The sequence below is a fragment of the Hydrotalea flava genome (genome assembly GCF_001623405.1).
In the GTDB taxonomy this organism is placed as follows: Bacteria; Bacteroidota; Bacteroidia; order Chitinophagales; family Chitinophagaceae; genus Hydrotalea; species Hydrotalea flava.
Genome location: NZ_LUHG01000052.1, coordinates 1 through 17,198, shown reverse-complemented (window position 1 = coordinate 17,198; position 17,198 = coordinate 1). Strand labels below are relative to the sequence as shown.

Sequence of the window (17,198 nt, the reverse complement as noted above, 5' to 3'; positions counted from 1 at the left end):
TAAATTAAAATATTATTATAATGAAAAACATAATTCAAAGATTTTCCATTACAGCCTGTACAGTTGCAATACTATTATCGGGCTGCAGTAAAAACTTTATTAATAAAACACCCAATGATTCTGTTCCTGTAAGTCAAGCTTTAAATACTCAATCAGGGTTAGCAGATGCTTTAAATGGTGCCTACTCTGGTTTGAGAGCTGTATCACTATATGGTAGAGATTTTCCAATTATAGGTGATTTACAAGCAGATAATACGTATGTTGAAACAAAAAATGCTGGTAGATATTTGCCTCAGTATAATTACAGTGTGGTATCTAGTGATGTTGTGGAAGGTGAAATGTGGAATCAGGCATATATTGATATTTTACGCGTAAATAATATTATTGATGCCAATGTAACAGGACCAAATGTTGCAGCGATTAAAGCACAGGCTTATGCAATAAGAGGTTTACTCTATTTCAAATTGGTAAATATTTATAGTAAACCTTATACGGTAGATTCCACCTCATTAGGAGTTCCAATTATTCTGCATTTTAACCCTAATTTATTTCCGGCAAGAAATAAAGTGAGTGAAGTGTATAGCCAAATAGTAAGTGATCTTAAAATGGCTATGGCCGCTGCTCCTGCTTATAGTTCTTCTGTTAGAATAAGCAAATACGCTGCTGAGGCATTATTAGCACGAACCTATTTGTATATGGGTGATAATACTGATGCTAAAACTGCAGCCGTAGATGTAATTAATAATAGTCCCTTTACATTGGTTACTGCTTCAAGCTATGGTGCATTTTGGCAAAATCCTGCAGCTAGAACCGATGCTGTTGAAACCATGTTTGAAGTGGATTGTGATGCAATTAACAATAATGGTTTTGATGATTTAGCTGCGATGTACTATAATGGTTATAATGATATTTATTGCTCCAGTCAGTTATACAACCTTTATTCAGCAACAGATGTTCGCCGAAGTTTATTAATGCCACACAATACAAAAAGTGGCTCTCCTGCTTATATGGTATTGAAATTTCCAAATGCACAAAATACTGACCGTGATAATTTAAAAGTAATTCGCTTAAGTGAAGTGTATTTGATTGCTGCAGAAGCTTCATTGCCCAATAACGAACCGGATGCATTAAAATACTTAAATGCATTACTGGCGCAGCGCGATCCTTTAGCAGCGCCCTATGTTCTCACAGGCCCATTACTCTTACAGGCAATTGTTACAGAACGCAGAAAAGAGTTGGCATTTGAAGGCGACAGATTATACGATATGAATCGTTTACAATTACCCATTGCCAGAGCCAGTAACCCGGGTGCAATACCGGCAGGACCTTCTAATATCAATTTAAATATTCCGTATCCTGATAATAGAAGAGTAGCTCCCATTCCACAACAAGAAATGACTGCTAATCCTAATATGGTGCAAAACCCTGGTTATTAATTGCAATAGTATTTAAGAACCTTTAAATAAAGTTACAATAAACAAAAGAAGCTGTTTAAACTTGAGCAGCTTCTTTGTTACATATAAAACGTACAAATAAAGGTTAAAAAATTATACAGATGATTTAGTAGTATATAGTTTCTAAAAAAAATCTATTAAAGATTTCCCATTTTTAATTGTTATTCCCAACTAGTGGTTCTTCTAAAAATATGTTTTATAAATTTGTGGTCGGTAAAGTTGTTTCCACCATTTTATTTTTTTGCTCTATTCCTTTTGCTTCTTCTTTGTTTAATTCATCAATAAATTTATCTTTTACCCTGTCGTAAAATGAATGTCTGTCAATAATCAGTGCAGCCATATTGGCTACCATTGCTGCGAGCAATAAGTGAAAAATAAGTGTATGCCGATCCGTCATTTCTAATACTAAAATAGCACAGGTAAAGGGTGTTCTGCTGATGCCGGTTAAAAAAGCAGCCATGCCGGCCAAAATAAGCACATTAGTATCTGTGGCAGAAAGATGAAGCCAACCGCCCACAACAGCACCTACTGTTGACCCCGCACTGAGTGAGTTTACCATAATACCCGCAGCACCGCCCATAGGATTACAAATAATAACACCTACCGTACGTAAAATGGGCAAATACCAGGGTAAGTGTTTATCACTACTAAACAAGGTGTTGGTCATTAAATCTTTTCCTGAATTTAGTACCCTTATATCAATAAAATAGGCTATGAATGCTAAAATAAAAGCGCCAATTACAATGTATAGTATGGTTTGATATGTGTGTTTAAAACTTTCTTTCCACTTTAATATTTTTAAAACATAATATCCTAAAGCTGAACCTCCTACACCCGATATAATGGCTACAATAATTACAGGAATAAATACAAAATTAGATAGATGGGTAACATTCGGATAGCCCAGATACAGAAAGGGACCTGCCAATGCCTGTGTAGTTAATCCGGCAATAATTAAAGCAGAGAAGATGGAGGTTCTAAAATTACTGATATGCGTTTTGGTGAGTTCTTCCATGGCAAACACAATACCACCCAAAGGGGTATTAAAGGCGGCTGCAAGACCGGCGGCAGCACCTGTCATAATCATATAACGTTTAGAAACTTTGGGCCACCAGTCGGGTAACCATTCATTCACTTTTCTAAATACAGAACTGCCTATGTGTATAATAGGGCCTTCTCTTCCAATAACACCCCCACCAAAAATAAAAACCAAACTGGATAATATTTTAATAAAAATAATTCTTAAACCCAATAGCTTCGTCAGTTTTTCTTCATTATGAGGTTTAGCCAGTTCAATGGCAGCAATTACCTGCGGATTACCGCTTCCCCTGGCAAATGGTGCAAATTGTTTCACCAACCACCAGGCTACTACAAATGCAATGGGGGGAATAATAAATAATAAATAACGGTGTGTTGTAAATAATTGCATTCCCATATTCTCGGCCCACGAAAATGCCCTGCCATAGTACACTGCAATCAATCCCACCAATAAAGAGGCAACCCAATAAGGTATAGCACTTAAAATATTTTTTCTAAGCCTGTCATTATGCAATCTGTCATAAATCTGCTTACCGGTTGCTCTAATTTTGTCTTTTATCGCCATGTATTCGGATTCTATAACTATTTTTGATATTAAATTTCACTAAATTCATTTTTTCGAATCGCAAAGGTCTTAAAAAAAAGCGTTCCGGATATTAATAACCAATTAGAATTAGGTTGTTCATTTGATGGATTGAGGTGAAAATAATGAAAATGATTGGAAAAATATAGTTCTAAAATATTCTTATGGATGAAAGAAAAATTTTATTAGTGGAAGATGAAACTAAAATTGCTCAAGCCTTAAAAAAAGGCTTAACAGAAAATGGCTATTATGTAGAAGCTGTTTTTGATGGGGCTATTGCCAAACGACTCTTCCAGCAACATGAATATGATGTAATTATATTAGATGTGAATTTGCCAGGCATGAATGGTTATGATTTATGCAAATTTATTCGTACCCAAAATCAGCACATACCGGTAATCATGCTCACTGCGCTTAGCACAACCGATGATAAGATTGAAGGTTTTGATGCCGGTGCGGATGATTATGTAATTAAACCTTTTGAGTTTAAAGAGTTATTGGTTAGAATAAGGGCGCTGCTAAAGCGAACCATCAATCAACAAATGCCCATGGGCAATATTTTACGTGTGGCAGATCTGGAAATGAATTTAGATAGCAAGGAAGTAAAACGAGGCGATAAAAAAATAATTCTTACTGCCAAAGAATTTCAGTTGTTGGAATATTTTATGCGTAACCGAAATCGTGTTTTATCCAGGGCAGATATTGCTGAAAGCGTTTGGGATATTGACTTTGATACACAAACCAACGTAATTGATGTGTATGTAAACTATTTGCGTAATAAAATCGACAAACAATTTCCAACAAAATTAATTTATACACAGGTAGGCATGGGGTATGTGTTAAAGGAAGAACATAATCGGTAAACATAAATAGCCTGTCTTTATGCTTTTTAGAAAATGATTAAAGCAGCAATATGAAGATTAAGTATAGAATTACATTTTTGTTTACACTGGTGGTGTCTGGTATTCTGCTTTTATTATGCCTGTCTATCTTTTATTTTTCCAATTTAAACAGGGCATTTTCATTTCGGGAACGCATAAAGAACAGAGCTATTACAACAGTAAGCTTATTATTAAAAGTTACTGGTATTAATCCAAATTTGTTGCGGCGTATTGATGAAATAACGCAGATATCTTTAGACCAGAAAAGCTTTCAGGTGTTTGATGCCTCCGGTAAAATTGTATATAGTTATGCGGACGAAAATGTAGCACCGGTACCTGTTAATAGTGCTGTTTTAAACAGGGCAAAAACAAAAGGAATCTACTTTTTTAATTACGAAGGAAGAGATGTAGTGGCTGTAAACTATTTGGATAATGCACACAATTATATTGTAGTTGGTGCCGCATTTGATAAAGATGGTTTACAAAAATTAGATGAATTAAAATGGATTTTATTATTCAGCTTTATTTTAGGTATTCTCATCACATTTCTTTCGGGGCTATTCTTTTCTGAAAGAATAGTACACCCCATTCAGAAAATTACAAGAGAAGTAAAAGAAATTTCCTCTCAAAATTTATCTCGCAGAATTGAAATAAAAGAACCCAAAGATGAATTGTACCAATTGTCTTCAACATTTAATGAGTTGTTAAACCGCCTTCAGGAATCATTTGAAATTCAACGTAGGTTTATTGCCAATGCTTCTCATGAATTATCAACCCCTTTAACAGCTATTTCCAGTCAATTAGAAATTACACTTCAAAATGAACGTTCCGCAGAAGAATATAAGTCGGTCATTTATTCTGTGTACGATGATGTGAAAAACCTGAACCAGTTAACCCGTAGCTTATTGGAAATTGCAAAAGCAAGTGGTACATCAGATGGTATAGAACTATCGTTAGTTAGGATTGATGAATTATTAATGCGTTTGCCGGTTGAATTACGTAAAACAGATGCCAAATATTTTGTAGAGCTACATTTTGAAACATTTCCGGAAAATGAAGACAAACTATTAGTATTTGGAAATGTAGATTTATTATACAGTGCCATCAGAAATATTGTTATGAATGCCTGTAAGTATTCACATAATCATACTGCAAATGTTTCGCTGGTGTTTTTTGAAAATGAGTTGAATATTATGGTCAGTGATACCGGACCGGGCATTCTTCAAAGTGATATTGATCTTATTTTTCAGCCTTTTTATCGGGGCGAAGAAGCAGATAATAAACAAGGTTTTGGTTTAGGCCTTCCATTGGCACTCAGAATTATAAAAATGCACAAGGGTAATATCACCATCAAAAGTGAAAAAGGGAAAGGCTCAGAATTTACAATTATTCTACCCATTGGTAGGTCATTCCATCTTATTTAAATTTCTAATTGCTTTCTAATGCAATACTAATTACCGGTTAATTGTACCATTTTATCTTGCATCCTGTTGTAAAAAAACAACTTTTTCAAAGCAAATTAAAACTACATTTTGTTGTATTATGTTTTGAAAAGTTGCATGAAAAAATTAAATACACCACAATGAAACTCCCCAGTCTTTTACTCATTGCTTCCTCTATTATTTTATTTGGAGCCTGTGTTAGCCCCAAAAAATTACGTACTGCCGAGGCTAAATACAATCAATTAGATTCTGCTTATGTTGCCAAGCAAAATGAATTAAGGGAATGTCAGGGTAATATGAAAAATCTAAATGATCAGGCAAGCGATTTTGCCAAACAAAAAGCAGCTTTACAAGCCAGAATTGATGATTTGAATAACCAGATTGGTTATCTGAAACAAAACAGTACCAGAGTACTCGATCAGTTAAAAGATCTTTCTGTTGTTTCCGGATCTCAGGCAGAGAGTATCAAACAATCATTGGCCAATTTAAATGCAAAAGATTTGTACATCAACAACCTGCAAGCATCTTTAGCCCGGAAAGATTCTTTAAACATGGCATTGGTAATGAATTTGAAAAGTGCTTTAAGTGATATTAATGATACTGATATTAACATTAAAGTTGAAAAAGATGTAGTGTACATTGATATTTCTGATAAATTATTGTTCAACAGTGGTAGCTACAATGTTACCAACAGGGCAAAAGAAGTATTGGGTAAAGTAGCTAAGGTTTTGAATGCACATCCTAATATTGATTTTATGGTAGAAGGTAATACCGATTCTAAACCTTATAGAAATGGATTATTATTAGACAACTGGGATTTAAGTGTTAAACGTGCTACTGCTGTTACAAGAATTTTACAACATAACTATCAAATAGATCCTAAACGAATTACTGCTGCCGGTAGAGGTGAGTATGTACCCGTTGCATCTAATGATACCAAAGAAGGCAGAGCTCTAAATAGAAGAACAAGAATCATTATTTTACCACAATTAGATCAGTTCTTCAAATTACTCGAAAAAAATAACCAATAAATATTTAAGGTTTTCTCATATACTCAAGCAGGGTTAATTAAAAGCCGCACTTTTCTAAGCGCGGCTTTCTCATTTTATGTTTAATATACTTCTAATTTCACACTAATAGCCTGTTAATTTCGGTAACGTATGTTTGTTTTGTTTAAATTATGTAAATGCTGCCCTTCCAAAAAATATTAATTCTCATTCATAATAATATTGATGCAGAAATTGCAATTCATAAGTTAAAAGATTTGTATGAACATCCCTGCACTGAACTGCATTTTGTTTGTGTAATTAAATATTTTAGCTGGAGAAAATTTATTGGTCTTAAACCGCAACAACAACGAGCTTTAAAAAATAGCCGTATCAGGCAAAAAAAAATTGAAGCAGAAATGTTGTTGAATGAAATACAGACCAAGGTATTTCAGGCATTTCCGGATGCAATCATATATACTCAGATTGTTGTAGATGCCTCTGTTAATCATGCATTGGTGCAATACATCAATCTCGCATCTATTGATCTGGTATTGTCTATCCGTCAAACATTAAAAAATATTTTTTACCAAACAGGCATCAATATCAATTATATTATACAACATGCAGGCTGTCCGGTGTTAAGTGTGAATGCGGGAACCATGAATCATTCCATTAAATCTATTTTAATACCGGTATATTCGTTTTTGCCCGATAAAAAAATAGAATTGGCTTCTGCTTTTGCAAAGAAATACAATGCTCAGATTTATATTATCACCATTTTAAATGATAATGAAGCCCAGTCAAAAATAATAGCAGATGTGTTTTATTTAACGTATAAAAAATTAAAAGACGAAGGGTTCAATCCCCACTATAAAATGCTTTCTGGCGTAAATTCGCCTGAAATATTAATTAAATATGCACATCAGGTAAATGCTGACATGATTCTTATTAACCCTGAAAAAGGAACACCAGGTAAAAAAAGTATTATTAAACGTTCATTGGCCGATTTTTTGAGTCCGTTATCTCCTTTGCAGGTGTTAATGCTACAACCTGCCATTTAATTAGCCCAGCTTAAACTGTTTTCTATATTGAGATGGGGTTACCTGTTTTACCTGTTTAAATTGTTTGCTAAAATGTGCCCAACTATTATACCCACTGTTATAACAAACATCTAAAATATTATGATTACCTGTTTGTAAAAGTTTACAGGCATGTCCAATACGCAGCTCCTGTAAAAAATCAAAATAACTTTTTTTAATATTTTTTTTAAAAAAGCGGCAAAATGTTGGAATGCTCATTTCTGCAATGGCTGCAACTTCCTCCAAAGTAATATGTTTCAGGTAATTTTTTAATGAGTATTCAAATACTTTTTCAATCACTGAGTTTTCTTTGGAAGAGGGAGTTAGCGAAAAGTTGGCAGTGATAACCTGATATTCGTTCGATGTGCTAATAGCATGCAAACAATGCAATAATTGTGTAATACTGTTTAATCCGTTTAATTTTTCTAAGGCACTTATTTCTTTTGCAATTTTATTTTGCAAAGTTTTTTGAAGTTGCAATCCATTATTATTTCCTGTTAGTAAATGATAAACGCTTTTTAATTCGGGTAACATTAAAAATGACTCTCCTAAAAAATGTTTGGTAAAATGCACAACAATGGCACTGCCTATCATTTTATGATGTGCTTTTCTAAACCAGTGTGGTAAATTTCCGGCTAAAAAAAAGATATCTCCTACCGTATAATTACCAACGTAATCTCCAATTAAGGCCGTTCCCTGACCTTCGGTAATTAAAATTAATTCATATTCTTCATGCTGGTGCCAATTGGTTTCAAAGTTTGGTGTTCTATAGGTTCGGCACGCAAATGAGCTGTCTTGTGCAATATGAATTTTTTGAATGAGTGGTTGCATAATCTAAAATAACCTCTATTTTATCAGAAAATATTCTGAAAATTAGGTAAAAATGATAAGATAGCATATTTTTTTTAAAAAATAGCAGTTGTTTCAATCTCTGTGCACCACCTACTTTTGAACTGTGCTGAACAGCAAAATTTGATTGCCATATTGAAAATGTTTTATTATGTATGTATTAGGAATAGATGTAGGAACTTCCTCCATTAAAGTTTCAGTAGTTGAAATTGCAACAGCACGCGTTGTTGTAACAGTGCAATATCCCGAAAAAGAACGTGCTATAATTTCTCCTGAAAATGGATGGGCTGAACAGGCACCCACCCAATGGTGGGAGGATGTTCAACAGGCTATTTTAAAAGCCCATACTACCCAAAAGTATGTTCCAAAAGAAATTAAAGCCATTGGAATTGCCTATCAAATGCATGGATTGGTGATGATTAATCGAAAGCATGAGGTAATCCGAAATAGTATTATCTGGTGCGATAGTCGAGCCGTAACTATTGGCGATACAGCATTTCAAGCAATGGGTGAAAATTATTGTTTAACGCATTTACTCAATTCACCGGGCAATTTTACTGCTTCTAAATTAGCCTGGGTTCAACAGCATGAACCACACCTCTACAATCAAATTTATCAGATACTTTTACCCGGTGATTATATTGCATTACAATTTACCGGACAAACCACAACAACGGTATCGGCTTTGTCGGAGGGGGTTTTTTGGGATTTTCAACAGCGTCAGCTATCTGCTGCTGTTATGCATTATTTTGGTTTTAGTGCAGATTATATTCCCACTGTTCAGCCTGTTTTTGGAGAACATGGTACATTGTTGCCCGATGTAGCCGCACAACTTCAATTGCAACCCGGCATACCGGTTACCTACAAAGCCGGTGATCAGCCCAACAATGCACTTTCGCTCAACGTATCTGAACCCGGCGAATTTGCTGCGACAGCAGGAACATCGGGTGTTATTTATGGGGTTACCGACCAGCTTGTTTTCGATCAGCAATCCCGCATCAATAGTTTTGCGCATGTAAATTATACCAATAATGCACAACGTATTGGCGTATTGCTTTGTATTAATGGTACAGGCATCTTAAATAGTTGGTTGCGAAAAATTACCGGTGCGTCTATATCTTATGCAGAAATGAACCAATTGGCTGCACAAGTTTCGTTTGGGAGTGATGGACTTTTGATGTTACCATTTGGTAATGGTGCCGAACGGATATTGCAAAATAAAACCCTACAGGCGCATATTGCAAACATTGATTTGAATATACACTCTTCAGCACATTTATATAGAGCAGCGCAGGAAGGTATTGCATTTGCTTTTAGATATGGCCTAAACATAATGCGTGAAAATAAACTGGTACCCAAGGTTATCCGTGCCGGAAAAGCCAATATGTTTTTGAGTGAGGTGTTTGCCGATATTTTTGTTCAAAATACCGGTGTGCCATTGCATTTGTATAACAACGATGGAAGTATTGGCGCAGCCATGGGCGCAGCAATTGGAGCAGGTGCCTACAACTCTATTCAGGAAGCAATGCAGCATCAGCAACCCGTTGCCGTTATGATGCCCGATAAAAATAAAATGGAACAATATAGCCAGATTTATAACCGGTGGGAAGCATTATTAAATGAAAAATTAAGCAATTCTATTCAATCACTTTAAATTGTAATAATATGAATGTAGTAACAGGAAACCAATTGTTTTTTAAAGAAACCGGCGCAATAAAATATGAAGGGCCGGAAACAGACAATCCACTTGCTTTTAGATGGTATAATGCTGAAAAAGTAGTTGCGGGCAAACCCATGAAAGAATGGTTACGTTTTGCTTGTGCTTATTGGCATTCGTTTGTTGGTAATGGCGCTGATCCGTTTGGTGAGCCAACACATTTGTATCCCTGGAATGTGAAGGCAGATCCTATAGAACGTGCCAAAGATAAAATGGATGCTGCTTTTGAATTTATCACCAAAATGAATATGCCATTTTATTGTTTTCATGATGTAGATGTGGTAGACTTTACCAATGATTTGATTGAAAACGAAAAGCGCTTGTTAACAATGGTTGAATATGCAAAGCAAAAACAGACAGATAGTGGTGTGCAATTATTGTGGGGTACTGCTAATTTATTCAGCCATCGCAAATACATGAATGGAGCAGCTACTAATCCTGATTTTTTAGTGTTAACACATGCTGCCGCACAGGTAAAAGCTGCATTAGATGCTACCATTGCTTTGGGTGGAGCCAATTATGTATTTTGGGGTGGAAGAGAAGGCTATATGAGCTTGTTGAACACAAACATGAAGCGTGAAAAAGAACACATGGCCCGCTTCTTACATACTGCAAAAGATTATGCCAGAAGAAATGGCTTTACCGGCACTTTCTTTATTGAACCCAAACCTTGTGAGCCTACCAAACATCAATATGATTATGATAGTGAAACAGTGATTGGCTTTTTACGTGAATATGATTTATTGAATGATTTTAAATTGAATATTGAAGTAAATCACGCTACACTGGCCGGACATACTTTTCAACATGAGTTACAAGTAGCGGCTGATGCAGATGTATTGGGCAGTATGGATGCCAATCGTGGTGATTATCAAAATGGATGGGATACCGATCAGTTTCCCAATAACATCAATGAAATAACAGAAGCTATGCTGGTTATTTTGGAAGCAGGTGGATTTAAAGGCGGTGGTATTAATTTCGATGCTAAACGCAGAAGAAATTCAACCGATAATCTTGATTTATTTTATGCCCACATTGGCGCCATGGATACATTTGCCCGGGCACTGGAAATTGCCGATAAAATTTTAACCCAATCTGATTATAAAAAGGTACGTACCCAACGGTATGCCAGTTTTGATACAGGTAAAGGTAAAGCCTTTGAAGAGGGGAAATTAGCGTTGGAGGATTTACGTAACTATGCGGTTGAGCAGGGCACACCTGCCATCATCAGTGGTCAGCAGGAATATCTTGAAAACATTATTAATCGTTATATTTAATTTGTTTTTTCATCATTAAATCCCAAGTATGCAAGGCCTTCATTTATTCGATTACTTAGTTTTTTTATGTTATTTTATTATTGTTTCGGTATATGGATATTGGGTGTATAAACGAAAAAAGAAAGCAACTACCACTGCCTCACACGATTATTTTTTGGCAGAAGGTTCTTTAACCTGGTGGGCCATCGGTGCATCATTAATTGCTTCAAATATTTCAGCCGAACAGTTCATTGGCATGAGTGGTAATGGGTTTAAAATGGGCCTTGCAATTTCTACTTATGAGTGGATGGCTGCAGCTACTTTAATGATTGTGGCCATTTTCTTCATACCTGTTTATTTGAAAAACAAGATTTACACCATGCCTCAGTTCCTTAGCCAGCGTTACAATGGAACCGTAGCAATGATTATGGCGGTCTTTTGGTTGTTGTTGTATGTAGTGGTGAATCTTACATCCATTTTATATTTAGGTGCTTTGGCTATTAACAGCATATCGGGTATTAACACTACTTTTTGTATGTATTTATTGTCCGTGTTTGCCATCTTTATTACGCTGGGTGGTATGAAAGTAATTGGATATACGGATGTTATTCAGGTTTTCTTTTTAATATTAGGTGGATTGGTGACTACCTACCTTGCTTTAAATTTGGTGGCCGATAAATTTGGTGCAACAGGTTTGCTAAAAGGGTTTCATTTAATGATGACACATGCCAATGATCATTTCCATATGATTTTGAAAAGAGATAATCCAAATTATATTGATTTGCCCGGATTAACAGTTTTAATTGGCGGTATGTGGATCGTAAATTTAAATTACTGGGGTTGTAATCAATATATTACCCAACGTGCATTAGGAGCCGATTTAAAAACTGCACGTGGCGGATTATTGTTTGCTGCTTTTTTAAAGTTGTTGATGCCTGTAATTGTGGTATTACCAGGTATTGCCGCATTTGTTTTATACCAACAGGGCGATTTTCAACATGCTATGTTACAGAATGGCGAAGTAAATACCGATAAAGCTTATCCTGTTTTATTGAATTTATTACCGGCAGGATTAAAAGGGCTTGCTTTTGCCGCACTTACCGCTGCAGTAGTAGCTTCATTAGCCGGTAAAGCCAATAGTATTTCTACCATTTTTACATTGGATATTTATAAGAAAAAAATTAATCCGGCTGCTACTGAACAAAAAATAGTTGTTGTAGGAAAAATTGTAGTAGTAGTGGCAATGATACTGGCTATCATCATTGCACCATTAATGGGCATCGATAAAAAAGGAGGCTTTCAGTATATTCAGGAGTATACCGGCTTTGTATCACCGGGTATTTTTGCCATGTTTATACTGGGTTTTTTCTGGAAGAAAACCACTTCAAATGCAGCTTTATTTGCTACCATTGGCGGCTTTGCTATGTCAATTGTTTTTAAATTTTTGCCAATGCTCATAAATCTGTCTTTCTTGTCACCTTATGGGTTTGCAGTACCTAATGAATCAGGTGTTTTTGAAATTCCATTTTTAGACAGAATGGGTTTTGTATTTGTGATTTGCATTTTTGGAATGTATGTTATCAGTACGATTGAAAACAGGCGAGGCGTAACTACCAAAGGTTTAGAAATTGATCGTCCCATGTTTAAACTAAGCCCCGCTTTTACGGTAGGGGTATTGATTGTTTGTGGCATTATAGCGGCATTGTATACCGTTTTCTGGTAGCAATAAGTATACAAGTTTTTTGAATAAAATGGCCTGTTTTTTAATACAGGCCACTTTCAATATAAGGGATATTGAAAGTTATTTTTGGTGAATCGTTTCCATTGCCCATTTATACACAATGTTTAACTGTTCTTCTTTGGTTAAGTTGCTGTTATTTAATTCCTTAGCATCATTTGCCTTACGTAGTGGGCTTTCCGTTCTGTTGGTGTCTATATAATCCCGCATTTCTAAATTGGCTTTTACATCTTCAATCGTTATATTTTTGTTCTGTGCAAACAATTCTTTAAAACGGCGTTCAACCCTTATGGCAGGATCGGCAGTTACAAATATTTTTAATTCTGCTTGTGGAAATACAGTGGTACCAATGTCTCTGCCATCCATAACAATGCCTTTTAAACGGCCCATTTGCTGCTGTTGTGCAACTGCAAATTTTCTAACGGCGGGTATAGCGGCCACTTCACTTACTTTTGCACTTACTGCCATATCTCTTATTTCGGCTTCTACATTGATCCCATTCAGTAACATGTTATTTTGTTCTGTTTCCGGATGAAACTCAAATGCCAAATGAATATGTTTTAAAGCTTCAGCAACTTCGTTTTCATGATGGGTTTTAATTTTATGTTGAATGAAATACAAAGTAATAGCTCTGTACATAGCGCCACTGTCAATAAAAACATAATGTAATTTTTTAGCCAATGCTTTGGCTAATGTGCTCTTACCGCAGGATGAGTAACCATCTATTGCTATGATTATTTTCTTCATACAATGCTTTAGAATGCGCAAACAATAGAAAACGGTTTGCTACTGAAATTGTTGCAGCCATTTTTGTATTTTCTGGTCTAATTCTGTGCTTACAGGCACCACCGGTAAACGAACGGAATTTTCAATCAGGGTTAAATGATGCATAAATGCTTTTACACCTGCCGGATTATTTTCAACAAACATATAATCGAATGCCTGTAAAAGTTTGAAGTGTAAGGGTTTGGCCAAATTAAAATTGCCGTCAAGGCAATACCGTATCATAGTAGAAAATTCTTTTGGGAAGGCGTTGGCTGCTACGCTGATAACACCGTCCATCCCCAATGCAATCAGTGGTAAGCTTATAGCATCATCGCCGCTTACTACTAAAAAATCAGATGGTCTGTCGCGTAAAATATCCATACATTGTTGAAAATCGCCACTCGCTTCTTTCATGCCTGCAATATTGGGTACTTCGTGTGCCAGTCGCAGTGTAGTAGCTGCCGTTATATTTCTGCCGGTACGGCCGGGTACATTGTATAAAATAACCGGTTTGGGTGCAGATTGGGCAATGGCTTTATAATGCTCATAAATACCCTGCTGGGATGGTTTGTTGTAATAGGGTGCAGCACTCAAAATAGCAGCGGCTTTTTCAAGTGGATAGGATTGTACATCATCTATTACAGATTGGGTATTATTTCCGCCAATACCTACCACTACAGGAACCCGGTTGTTTACTTTTTCAAAAGTAAAGTGTACAATTTCAATTTTTTCGTCTTTGGTTAAGGTAGGAGTTTCTCCTGTTGTGCCTAATGTTACAATATATTCGGCACCACCGGAAATAATATGTTCAATTACCCGGCCAAGTGCAGGATAATCTACAGCTTTTTGTGCAGTGAAAGGGGTAATAATAGCAACACCGGTACCTTTCAATATTTGATGTAGAGAGTTCATTGTATAGAATAATGATGGTTAATTGTTGTTTTGTTGCATGATGTACTGTAGTACAAGTGTGCGACGCAAGGGACGATGCTTATTGTGCTTCAGCCGGCTCAACAGGCAATTCATCCCAAAAGCCCATTTTGCCAAATTTTTCAATTCTTTGTTGAATGCGTATTTCCGGGTCTATATTTTTCACTAACGCTAATGCATTGCTGATAGATGTTTTTAAAAGAGCAGCTGCCTGATTATAATCCCAATGTGCACCACCTATTGGTTCAGGTACAATTTCATCAACCAGTCCAAATCCTTTCATATCAACTGAAGTAAGGCGCAATTGCTCTGCCGCCACTTCTTTTTTATCCCAGCTACGCCACAAAATAGAACTACAGCTTTCAGGCGATATAACGGTGTACCAGGTATTTTCCATCATGAGTATTTTATCGCCCACACCTATGCCGAGTGCACCGCCACTGGCACCTTCGCCAATGATGACACAGATAACGGGTACTTTTAAACGAATCATTTCATAAATGTTACGGGCAATAGCCTCACCTTGTCCACGTTCTTCTGCTTCTAATCCCGGATAGGCGCCGGGTGTATCAATAAAAGTAATCACAGGTTTATTGAATTTTTCGGCCAACTTCATTAAGCGCAGAGCTTTTCGGTAACCTTCCGGATTGGCCATACCGAAGTTACGTTGTTGGCGCATTTTAGTATTAATACCTTTTTGTTGACCAACAACCATTACAGTTTCTCCATCTAATTGTGCAAAACCACCAATCATGGCTTTGTCATCGCGAAAATTCCTATCGCCATGCAGTTCTACATAATTGGTTAACATTTTTTCAATGTACTTATGCGTATAGGGCCTGTCGGGGTGGCGGCTCAACTGTACCCTTTGCCATGGTGTAAGCGAAGCGGTAATTTCTCTTCTTTTTTCAATGATAGCATTCTCTAATTTCTGAATGCTGTCACTCATATCTATTTTGCTTTTTTCAGCAGTTTGTTTTAATTTTTCTATTTCTTCGTACAAGGTTTTAATAGGTTGTTCGAAGTCGAGGAATTGTCTGTTGGGGTATTGTGGCATAGTTAAAAGTATGATTGATGCGGTAAAATTAGGGTTTGTAATTTTTTTTAGAAAAGATTTGTTTTGAAAATATCAATCCCCTTATCTTTGCCGTCCCGAAAACAGGAGTAAATACCTGAAAATGGGAAAAGGATCGGTAGTTCAGTTGGTTAGAATGCCGCCCTGTCACGGCGGAGGTCGCGGGTTCGAGTCCCGTCCGGTCCGCAATAAATGCCTTGTAAATGTATTATTTACGAGGCATTTTTGTTTTAGGAAGGAGAGATTTCAAGCAAAATTTTACTTCATTGCTGCATTTCAAAAAAGTTCAAAACTGCTTTGTATGTATTATGTGTATATCATTGAAAGTTTAGTAGATGGAGATTGGTACAAGGGGGTTACAGAAAATTATCTTAACCGACTTGAACAACATAACAGAGGAGAAAGCGCTTTTACAAGCAAAAAAATGCCTTGGCGTTTGATATTCGTACAGGCATTTGAAACCAAACGAGATGCGTTAATACAAGAGCGTAAACTTAAACGATGCAATAAAAAATATTTACAATGGTTAATTGCACAGCCGGTTAATATATGGATGCAAAATATTAGGATGGATGGTTCAGTTGGTTAGAATGCCGCCCTGTCATCTCGCCTGAGGCGAGACGGGTTCGAGTCCCGTCCGGTCCGCAAGTTTGAAGTTGAAATCCGTTACAGTAGCGGGTTTCTTTATTTTGGGTCTATAAAAACTGTTTAATAGAACAACTTTACTTGTCTTTATGTCACTTTATATAGCTTGATAATTTATCTTAGCAAAGGTACATTTGCTAAGCTGCTTAGTTAAATTTTTAGTTATTTTAAATCATTATTGTCCGATTAAATTTGTAAAATAATGGCTCAAACCCTTTACAGAACCATATTTCAACCGATTTGAAAAGAAGGGGTACTACACCCCAAATTGAAACACTGATTTTTTAACCTGTAACCTATAACAGCAAACGGTTACAGCAGTTTTAATACTAATTTTTGTCGGACAACAATGATTTTAAATATTTATAAAAATGTAGCTATTTTCTGCTGTCCCGAATGTTTTTTACGCCTGCATTAACAAATTTATTTCGGTACCCGGAAAATAAATTCTAGTACTGATTTTAATTCTTTTCAATTTTCCATGTCTTATCCAATCCTCATCAATCATGGGTTTTGTTACCTTAATAAACTAATTTTTTTTTCATGTAATTAAGGTTTTTTCGGCCAATCCAGTTGTTTTCATCAGGCTATCGCCAGTTGCTTTGTCTTCCTGATTCTTGGACACATCTCTGCCTCGTCCTGAAAAAAGTTTACATTTTTTTGCTGTTTGTCCTACATTAGGTTTACACATTTTTTATTGTCCGTATTAGGGTTTACAAATTTGATATTGCGTTTTACCTTTTGTTGGGTTTTCAAA

14 protein-coding genes and 1 tRNA gene are annotated in these 17,198 nt (G+C 36.0%); 10 read left to right on the top strand and 5 right to left on the bottom strand.

Annotation, left to right across the window (positions count from 1 at the left end):
* The first annotated feature begins 20 nt into the window (after window positions 1-20).
* Window positions 21-1,436 (top strand): RagB/SusD family nutrient uptake outer membrane protein, encoded by a 1,416-nt coding sequence (locus A0F92_RS06075; RefSeq protein ID WP_068242903.1) that lies wholly within the window; start codon window positions 21-23, stop codon window positions 1,434-1,436.
* Between the two features lie 214 nt (window positions 1,437-1,650).
* On the opposite strand, the gene A0F92_RS06070 is transcribed toward A0F92_RS06075, so the two are convergent.
* On the bottom strand, window positions 1,651-3,057 hold the full coding sequence (locus tag A0F92_RS06070; protein WP_068242900.1) for a chloride channel protein: 1,407 nt from the start codon (window positions 3,055-3,057) through the stop codon (window positions 1,651-1,653).
* Between the two features lie 182 nt (window positions 3,058-3,239).
* Here A0F92_RS06070 and A0F92_RS06065 point away from each other — a divergent pair, with 182 nt between their 5' ends.
* From A0F92_RS06065 to A0F92_RS06050, 4 genes are all read left to right on the top strand, one after another.
* Window positions 3,240-3,938: a response regulator transcription factor gene (locus A0F92_RS06065; RefSeq protein WP_253810221.1), complete on the top strand. Its 699-nt coding sequence runs from the start codon at window positions 3,240-3,242 to the stop codon at window positions 3,936-3,938.
* 50 nt (window positions 3,939-3,988) lie between these two features.
* Entirely contained in the window at window positions 3,989-5,380 is a 1,392-nt protein-coding gene (locus A0F92_RS06060) for a sensor histidine kinase (protein WP_068242894.1), read from the top strand.
* Between the two features lie 158 nt (window positions 5,381-5,538).
* On the top strand, window positions 5,539-6,429 hold the full coding sequence (locus A0F92_RS06055; protein ID WP_068242992.1) for an OmpA/MotB family protein: 891 nt from the start codon (window positions 5,539-5,541) through the stop codon (window positions 6,427-6,429).
* Between the two features lie 155 nt (window positions 6,430-6,584).
* A complete protein-coding gene (locus tag A0F92_RS06050) occupies window positions 6,585-7,448 on the top strand; it encodes a universal stress protein (protein WP_068242891.1) in 864 nt (287 codons plus the stop codon).
* Here A0F92_RS06050 and A0F92_RS06045 read toward each other — a convergent pair whose 3' ends face one another.
* Window positions 7,449-8,297, bottom strand: coding sequence for an AraC family transcriptional regulator (locus tag A0F92_RS06045; protein WP_068242888.1), 849 nt, complete (start codon window positions 8,295-8,297; stop codon window positions 7,449-7,451).
* 169 nt (window positions 8,298-8,466) lie between these two features.
* Here A0F92_RS06045 and A0F92_RS06040 point away from each other — a divergent pair, with 169 nt between their 5' ends.
* Genes A0F92_RS06040 through A0F92_RS06030 form a run of 3 tightly spaced genes read left to right on the top strand, consistent with a single transcriptional unit; the run spans window position 8,467 to window position 13,011 of the window.
* Window positions 8,467-9,969, top strand: a complete 1,503-nt coding sequence (locus tag A0F92_RS06040; protein ID WP_068242885.1) for a xylulokinase — start codon at window positions 8,467-8,469, stop codon at window positions 9,967-9,969.
* Between the two features lie 11 nt (window positions 9,970-9,980).
* Window positions 9,981-11,309 carry a xylose isomerase gene (gene xylA / locus A0F92_RS06035; RefSeq protein ID WP_068242882.1) on the top strand — a complete coding sequence of 443 codons (1,329 nt, stop codon included), beginning with the start codon at window positions 9,981-9,983 and terminating at the stop codon, window positions 11,307-11,309.
* 28 nt (window positions 11,310-11,337) lie between these two features.
* A complete protein-coding gene (locus A0F92_RS06030; protein ID WP_068242879.1) occupies window positions 11,338-13,011 on the top strand; it encodes a sodium:solute symporter family transporter in 1,674 nt (557 codons plus the stop codon).
* A 78-nt stretch (window positions 13,012-13,089) separates the two neighbouring features.
* Here the strand turns inward: A0F92_RS06030 and cmk are convergent, their stop codons facing one another.
* The 3 genes from cmk to A0F92_RS06015 all read right to left on the bottom strand — a co-directional run bounded on the left by cmk (window position 13,090) and on the right by A0F92_RS06015 (window position 15,778).
* Complete coding sequence (cmk, locus tag A0F92_RS06025) at window positions 13,090-13,773, bottom strand: (d)CMP kinase (RefSeq protein WP_068242876.1); 684 nt, start codon at window positions 13,771-13,773, stop codon at window positions 13,090-13,092.
* A 39-nt stretch (window positions 13,774-13,812) separates the two neighbouring features.
* Window positions 13,813-14,703 carry a 4-hydroxy-tetrahydrodipicolinate synthase gene (gene dapA / locus A0F92_RS06020; protein ID WP_068242873.1) on the bottom strand — a complete coding sequence of 297 codons (891 nt, stop codon included), beginning with the start codon at window positions 14,701-14,703 and terminating at the stop codon, window positions 13,813-13,815.
* Between the two features lie 79 nt (window positions 14,704-14,782).
* Window positions 14,783-15,778, bottom strand: a complete 996-nt coding sequence (locus tag A0F92_RS06015; RefSeq protein WP_068242870.1) for an acetyl-CoA carboxylase carboxyltransferase subunit alpha — start codon at window positions 15,776-15,778, stop codon at window positions 14,783-14,785.
* Between the two features lie 130 nt (window positions 15,779-15,908).
* Between A0F92_RS06015 and A0F92_RS06010 the strand changes: the two genes are divergently transcribed.
* Together A0F92_RS06010 and A0F92_RS06005 are read left to right on the top strand one after the other, a co-directional pair.
* Window positions 15,909-15,982, top strand: a tRNA-Asp gene (locus A0F92_RS06010).
* A 115-nt stretch (window positions 15,983-16,097) separates the two neighbouring features.
* Window positions 16,098-16,385, top strand: a complete 288-nt coding sequence (locus A0F92_RS06005; RefSeq protein ID WP_068242868.1) for a GIY-YIG nuclease family protein — start codon at window positions 16,098-16,100, stop codon at window positions 16,383-16,385.
* The last annotated feature ends 813 nt before the right edge of the window (window positions 16,386-17,198 follow it).